Raw genomic sequence first — 6,636 nt, 5'->3', positions numbered from 1 at the left:
TAACGTGAGCCACACGATGACCAGCGCTGTCGATCCACGATATGAGCTGCCCCGCGACTGGCCCTCGACCGAGGCCGAGGCGATCGCCGTCCAGGAGCGGACGCGGGGGTCCGTGGTCGTCGGCGGGGAGGTGCCCGCGCCGGGCACCGGCCCCGGTGCGGTCGTCGGGGTGGACGTGGCGTACGACGACAAGCGCGACCTGGTCGCGGCCGCCGCCGTCGCGCTGGACGCCCGCGGCCTCGATGTCGTCGCGGAGGCGACCGCGGTCGGCCGGGTCACCTTCCCGTACGTCCCCGGGCTGCTGGCGTTCCGTGAGATCCCGGCCGTCCTCGACGCGCTGGGCGACCTCGACCGGCGGCTCGGCCGCCGCCCCGACCTGGTGGTGTGCGACGGCTACGGCCTCGCCCACCCCCGCCGGTTCGGGCTGGCCAGCCATCTGGGGGTGCTCACCGGGCTGCCCACCATCGGCGTCGCCAAGAAACCCTTCGGCTTCCGCCACGCCGACCCGGGGCCGCGCCGCGGCGACTGGGCGCCGCTGCTCGACGGGGAGGAGGAGGTCGGCCGGGCGCTGCGCACCCGCGACGGTGTGAAGCCGCTCTTCGTCTCCGTCGGCCATCGGACGACCATCGCGGTCGCCTGTGCGTACACCCTGCACCTGGCCCGGGACTTCCGGCAGCCCGAGACGACACGGCGCGCGGACGCGCTGTGCCGCCGGGCCTTGAAAGCCGCCGGGCGCTGAAGGCCGCCAGGACGTGACGCGGCCCCGAGGGTGCGTCGACGAAGCCGCCGGGGCCTGACGGGAGCCCGTCTCGATCGGCCTGACGGCAGTCCGACCCGATCGGGCTCGCCGCCGGATCGCCGTCAGACCCGCCGCGTCTCGGCCAGGAAGCAGCCGAACTCGACGGCGCGCACATGCACCGCCGCCACCCGCGGGTCCGCGTACCACTCGGCCAGCCCCTCCTCGATCGTCGGCCCGCCGTCGTCCAGCAGCCGGCCGCCGAGGATGCTGCCCTCGGCGGAGTACGCCCGCAGCACCCGCCGCCGGCCCCGGATGCCCTCCGCGATGCCGGGGCCGGTCCAGCCGTCGCACTCCTCGGGGTGGATGAAGACCGGGCCGACCTCGTCGTACGGGCCGGGTCCGGCACCCGTCTCGCGCGCCCAGCGGCGCAGCGGGGCGTAGGAGACGAGTGCGATGGTCTCGTACGGGCGGCTCCGGCCCAGGCAGCAGCGCAGCGGGCTGCCGCCCTCCTCGTCATCCACCACCAGGCGCGGCGGATGCCCCGCGTCGTCGGTGGTGCGCAGCAGCTTCAGCGCCTCGGGCGCGATGGCCCGCATCTCGTAGATCTCGCCGTGGTTCTCGCTCATGCGTTCAAGGCTGGCGGGTGGGGGCACGGAGCGCTGGCAGGATTCGGACGGGGCGCTGAGGCGGGAATGTACTTGACAGGGCGATGGCGCTCCGTCAGATTCGGGCCGAAACATAGGACATCCCACGTCCGTATTGTCCTGCTATTCAGAAGGCTGGGTGTCGATGAGTCTTCCGGCTCCCCTTACCGGTGTCGTTCCGCCCCTGTGCACCCCGTTCACGCCCACGGGCGAGGTCGACACGCGTTCCCTCGCCGCGCTCGCCGAGCGGCTGATCGACGCGGGGGCGAGCGCGCTGTTCGCGCTCGGCTCCAGCGGCGAGGCCGCCTATCTGGGCGACGGTGGCCGCCGTACGGCCCTCGAGGCGGTCATCGAGGCCGCGGACGGCCGGGTGCCCGTGCTCGCGGGGGCGATCGACATGACGACCGCGCGGGTGCTGGACCACGCCCGTACGGCGGCGGAGTTGGGCGCGGACGCGGTCGTGGCCACCGCGCCCTTCTACACCCGCACCCACCCCGTGGAGATCGCCGACCACTTCCGGCGGCTGCGCCATGGCGTGGACCTGCCGCTGTTCGCGTATGACATCCCGGTCTCCGTCCACTCCAAGCTGACGCCCTCGATCCTGCTGCCGCTGGCCGCCGATGCCACGCTGGCCGGGGTCAAGGACAGCAGCGGGGACGACGGGGCGCTGCGGCGGCTGCTGGTCGAGGTCCGCCGGCGCGGTCTCATCGACTCCTTCACCGTGCTCACCGGCTCCGAACTGTCGGTGGACGGCGCCCTGCTGGCGGGGGCCCATGGGGTCGTCCCGGGGCTGGCCAATGTCGACCCGGCCGGTTTCGTCCGGCTGTACGAGCATGCGCGCGCGGGGCGCTGGGAGCGGGCCGCCGCCGAACAGGACCGGCTGGCCGCGCTCTTCGCCATCACCGCCGCCGGGGACCCGGCCCTGATGGGCGGCAGCTCGTCGGGGCTGGGCGGTTTCAAGGCCGCGCTGCGGCTGCTCGGCGTGATCGACTGCGCGGACACCGCCGCGCCCCAGGTGCCGCTGGGCGGGGCGGCCGTGAAGACCGTACGTCAACTCCTGGAGGAGGGAGGGCTGTTGCCGTGACCGAAGCCGCCAAGGTGCCCTGGTACCGAGAGGTCTCACCCGGCCAGTGGAAGTCCCTGTTCGCCGCCTGGATCGGCTATCTGCTCGACGGTTTCGACTTTGTGCTGATCACGCTCGTCCTGACCGAGATAGCCGACGAGTTCGACCTGAGCACGGCCTCGGCCGCGAGCCTGGTCTCGGGCGCCTTCATCACCCGCTGGCTCGGCGGGGCGCTGCTGGGCGCGCTGGGCGACCGCTACGGCCGTAAGGCCGCCATGATCGTCAGCATTCTGCTCTACTCTCTGGGGACCTTCGCCTGCGGGTTCGCCTGGAACTACCTCAGCCTGTTCACCGCCCGGCTAGTGATTGGCATGGGCATGGCTGGCGAGTACAGCGCCAGCGCCACCTATGTCCTGGAGAGCTGGCCCGCACGGCTGCGCAACCGCGCCTCCGGCTTCCTCATCTCGGGCTATTCGGGCGGCACCATCATCGCCTCCGAGCTCTACAAGTGGGTGGTGCCCCACTGGGGCTGGCGCTGGATGTTCTGGATCGGTGTGCTGCCGGTGCTGGTCGCGCTGTGGGTGCGGCGCGCGCTCCCGGAGGCCGGGGACTGGCACGAGGAGGTGGCGGCGGCGCGGGCGCGGCCCAACCCCTTCCGGCCGCTGTTCGCCGGACGCACCCTCGCGAGCGTCAACACGGCGCTGACCGTGGCCGCGAGCGTCGCGCTGTTCCTGGTCTTCACCCCGCCGGGCGCGGGCTGGCGCTGGCCGCTGTCGATCCTGGCGGCGGGGTGTCTGGTCGCCTTCGCGGCCCAGCTCGGCGGACGGCGCCGCTGGCCGCTGTACGTGGGCCTGATGTGCACGGTCTTCTGCGCCTTCCTCTACAGCTGGCCCATCCAGGCGCTGCTGCCCACCTATCTGAAGGAGCAGCTCGGCTACACCCCCTCCGAGGTCACCGATGTGATGTTCTACGCCGGGTTCGGCACGATGGCCGGCTGCTGGCTTGCGGGTTTCGTGGGCGACTGGCTCGGCACCCGGCGCGCCTACGCCTTCACCCTGCTCGCCTCGCTGGCCTTCGTCTTCCCGGTGTTCGCGGTGCGCGACACCCTGGTCGGGCTCGGGGTGCTGCTGTTCTTCCTGCTCGCGCTGAGCCAGGGGATCTCCGGCATCCTGCCGAAGTACATCGCGGGTCACTTCCCGACCGAGAGCCGGGCGGCCTCCCTCGGTTTCGTCTACAACACCGGGGCGCTCGGGGGTGCGGTGGCGCCGGTGCTCGGCGCCCATCTGGCCGAGGGCATGTCCCTCGGGCGGGCGCTGGCGGTGCTCACCTTCGGGCTGACGCTGGTGGTCATCGTGCTGGTCGGCACCGATGTGCCCCGCAGGCTCGGGCGGCTGACCGATCCGGCGGGCGATCAGGACCATCTCCTGCCCGGACAGCCGCTGTCGACGGCGAGGCCCGGCGTGGACACGACCTGACCCCGAACGCCGGTCGGCGCCACACCCGGCCCGCCATGCGACCGCGGGGGCCGAACCCCCTTTCCGGTCACGGCGTTTGGTTGTCCACAGACTCCTGAGAGGGCTTGTGGAATGCCGGACGCGTTCTTAGCATCGGCGGTGTTACAGCGGTGGTGTCACACGATTGGGGGACGGGATGACGGTGGCTGAGGAGGGGGCGGCAGGCCCTCTGGCCGGAGTGCGGGTGCTGGAGCTCGCCGGAATCGGGCCGGGCCCGTTCGCCGCCATGGTCCTCGGCGACCTCGGCGCCGATGTGGTCCGCGTCGACCGGCCCGGAGGGCCCAGGGGCCCGCGGATGGACCCGGACTTCGACCTCGCCAACCGCAACAAGCGCTCGGTGCTGCTCGACCTCAAATCCGAGGAGAATGTCGGCGTCGTTCTCGACCTCGTGGAGCGCGCCGACATCCTCATCGAGGGCTACCGCCCGGGAGTCACCGAGCGGCTGGGCCTGGGTCCGGACGACTGCCTGGCCCGTAACCCCAAGCTGGTCTACGGCCGGATGACCGGCTGGGGGCAGGAGGGCCCGCTCGCCCAGTCCGCCGGCCATGACATCGGCTATATCGCCGTCACCGGCGCCCTCAGCATGATCGGCACGATCGACGGCCCGCCCATCGCCCCCGCCAACCTCCTGGGGGACTACGCGGGAGGCTCGCTCTATCTCGTCATCGGTGTCCTGGCCGCCCTTCAGCACGCCCGCGCGGGCGGCCCCGGCCAAGTGGTGGACGCCGCGATCGTGGACGGCACCGCCCATCTGACCTCCGTCGTCCACGGGATGATGGCCGCCGGGGGCTGGCGGGACCAGCGCGGCACCAACCTCCTCGACGGCGGCAGCCCCTTCTACGGCACCTATGAGACCGCCGATGGCGGCTATATGGCGGTCGGGCCCCTGGAGCGCAAGTTCTACAACGAGTTCATCGAGCTGCTGGGCATCGCCGACCAGGCCCCGGCCCGCGATGACTTCGACAGCTGGGCCGAGCTGCGCGCCGCCATCGCCGACCGCTTCAAGCAGCGCACCCGCGAGGAGTGGACCGCCGTCTTCGGCACCTCGGACGCCTGTGTCGCCCCCGTGCTGTCGCTGCGCGAGGCCCCGGCCCATCCGCAGCTCGCCGCCCGCTCCACCTTCGTCGACCACGGCGGGATCACCCAGCCCGCGCCCGCCCCGCGCTTCTCCGCCACCCCGGGCGCGGTGCGCCGCGTGCCCAAGGGGCCCGGGGCGGAGACCGCCGAGGTGGCCCGCGACTGGGGAGTCACCTCGCTCCTCGGGGGAAACCCGTCATGACCCCCGTCCGCTCCCCGCCGGCCCGCTGAGCCGTCCCCGCCCGATCCCTCCCCTCCCCTGAAAGGCCGCTGACGTGAGCACCGAAGCGTATGTGTACGACGCCATCCGCACCCCGCGCGGGCGCGGAAAGGCCGACGGTGCCCTGCACGGCACCAAGCCCGTCGACCTGGTGGTGGGCCTCATCCACGAGATCCGGCGGCGCTTCCCCGAGCTGGACCCGGCGGCGATCGACGATGTGGTCCTCGGCGTCGTCAGCCCACTGGGCGACCAGGGCTCCGACATCGCCAAGATCGCGGCCATCGCGGCCGGGCTCCCGGACACGGTCGCGGGCGTCCAGGAGAACCGCTTCTGTGCCTCGGGCCTGGAGGCCGTCAACCTGGCGGCCGCCAAGATCCGTTCCGGCTGGGAGGACCTGGTGCTCGCGGGCGGGGTCGAGTCGATGTCACGGGTGAAGATGGGCTCCGACGGCGGGGCCTGGTTCGCGGACCCGATGACCAACTACGAGACCGGCTTCGTACCGCAGGGCATCGGGGCCGACCTCATCGCCACCATCGGCGGCTTCAGCCGCCATGACGTGGACAGCTACGCCACGCTCTCCCATGAGCGGGCCGCGCGGGCCTGGAAGGAGGGGCATTTCGACCGCTCCGTGGTCCCGGTCCGCGACCGCAGCGGGCTGACCGTCCTCGACCGCGACGAGCACATCCGCCCCGGCACCACCCCCGAGACCCTGGCGGGCCTGAAGCCGTCGTTCGCCACCATCGGCGAGGCCGGCGGCTTCGACGCGGTGGCGCTCCAGAGGTACCACTGGGTCGAGGCGATCGACCACGTCCACCACGCGGGCAACTCCTCGGGCATGGTGGACGGCGCCGCCCTGGTCGCCATCGGCAACCGCGAGACCGGCGAGCGCTTCGGGCTGACCCCGCGCGCCCGGATCGTCTCCGCCGCCGTCTCCGGCGCCGACCCCACCATCATGCTCACCGGCCCGGCTCCCGCCACCCGTAAGGCGCTCACCAAGGCCGGGCTGACCATCGACGACATCGATCTGGTCGAGATCAACGAGGCGTTCGCGGCGGTGGTGCTGCGCTTCGTGGACGACATGGGGCTGAGCCTGGACAAGGTCAATGTCAACGGCGGCGCGATCGCGATGGGCCATCCGCTGGGCGCCACCGGCGCGATGATCCTCGGCACGGTGATCGACGAGCTGGAGCGGCGGAACGGGCGGTTCGGGCTGGTGACGCTGTGCGTGGGAGGCGGGATGGGCATCGCGACGGTGGTCGAGCGGCTCTAGCCGCCGAGGCCGCCGCTCCGCTCGCCCTTCCGCCCCGTCCCCCCCCCCCCCCCCCCCCCCCGCCCTCCCCCCCACCCCCCCCCCCACCCCCCCCCCCCCCCCCCCCCCC

General features: G+C 72.8%; 6 protein-coding genes. 5 read left to right on the top strand and 1 reads right to left on the bottom strand.

The window, feature by feature from the left end; genetic code table 11:
• Positions 1–16 precede the first annotated feature (16 nt).
• The gene (locus NQU54_RS47815; RefSeq protein WP_257636528.1) at positions 17–739 is read left to right on the top strand and encodes an endonuclease V; all 723 of its coding nucleotides are present in this window, start codon (positions 17–19) and stop codon (positions 737–739) included.
• Positions 740–861: 122 nt separating this feature from the next.
• On the opposite strand, the gene NQU54_RS47810 is transcribed toward NQU54_RS47815, so the two are convergent.
• A complete protein-coding gene (locus NQU54_RS47810; RefSeq protein ID WP_257636527.1) occupies positions 862–1,365 on the bottom strand; it encodes a DUF1203 domain-containing protein in 504 nt (167 codons plus the stop codon).
• Between the two features lie 163 nt (positions 1,366–1,528).
• Between NQU54_RS47810 and NQU54_RS47805 the strand changes: the two genes are divergently transcribed.
• The 4 genes from NQU54_RS47805 (at position 1,529) to NQU54_RS47790 (ending at position 6,527) form a co-directional block, all read left to right on the top strand.
• The gene (locus NQU54_RS47805) at positions 1,529–2,467 is read left to right on the top strand and encodes a dihydrodipicolinate synthase family protein (RefSeq protein ID WP_257636526.1); all 939 of its coding nucleotides are present in this window, start codon (positions 1,529–1,531) and stop codon (positions 2,465–2,467) included.
• Positions 2,464–3,921 carry a sialate:H+ symport family MFS transporter gene (locus tag NQU54_RS47800; RefSeq protein WP_257636525.1) on the top strand — a complete coding sequence of 486 codons (1,458 nt, stop codon included), beginning with the start codon at positions 2,464–2,466 and terminating at the stop codon, positions 3,919–3,921. The genes NQU54_RS47805 and NQU54_RS47800 overlap by 4 nt, the downstream gene beginning before the upstream one ends.
• Before the next feature lie 175 nt (positions 3,922–4,096).
• Positions 4,097–5,239 (top strand): CaiB/BaiF CoA transferase family protein, encoded by a 1,143-nt coding sequence (locus NQU54_RS47795; RefSeq protein WP_079153690.1) that lies wholly within the window; start codon positions 4,097–4,099, stop codon positions 5,237–5,239.
• A gap of 73 nt (positions 5,240–5,312) precedes the next feature.
• Positions 5,313–6,527 (top strand): acetyl-CoA C-acetyltransferase, encoded by a 1,215-nt coding sequence (locus tag NQU54_RS47790; RefSeq protein WP_257636524.1) that lies wholly within the window; start codon positions 5,313–5,315, stop codon positions 6,525–6,527.
• Positions 6,528–6,636: the final 109 nt, after the last annotated feature.

Origin of the sequence: Streptomyces malaysiensis subsp. samsunensis (genome assembly GCF_024519315.1) — a bacterium.
Lineage (GTDB): Bacteria > Actinomycetota > Actinomycetes > Streptomycetales > Streptomycetaceae > Streptomyces > Streptomyces malaysiensis.
This window is presented reverse-complemented; position numbering and strand designations above follow the sequence as displayed.

What these genes read in the sequence shown, in the direction of transcription:
- NQU54_RS47795 (WP_079153690.1), top strand. Translation starts at nt 4,097, where the DNA reads ATGACGGTGGCTGAGGAGGGGGCGGCAGGCCCTCTGGCCGGAGTGCGG.
- NQU54_RS47815 (WP_257636528.1), top strand. Translation starts at nt 17, where the DNA reads ATGACCAGCGCTGTCGATCCACGATATGAGCTGCCCCGCGACTGGCCC.
- NQU54_RS47810 (WP_257636527.1), bottom strand. Translation starts at nt 1,365, where the DNA reads ATGAGCGAGAACCACGGCGAGATCTACGAGATGCGGGCCATCGCGCCC.
- NQU54_RS47805 (WP_257636526.1), top strand. Translation starts at nt 1,529, where the DNA reads ATGAGTCTTCCGGCTCCCCTTACCGGTGTCGTTCCGCCCCTGTGCACC.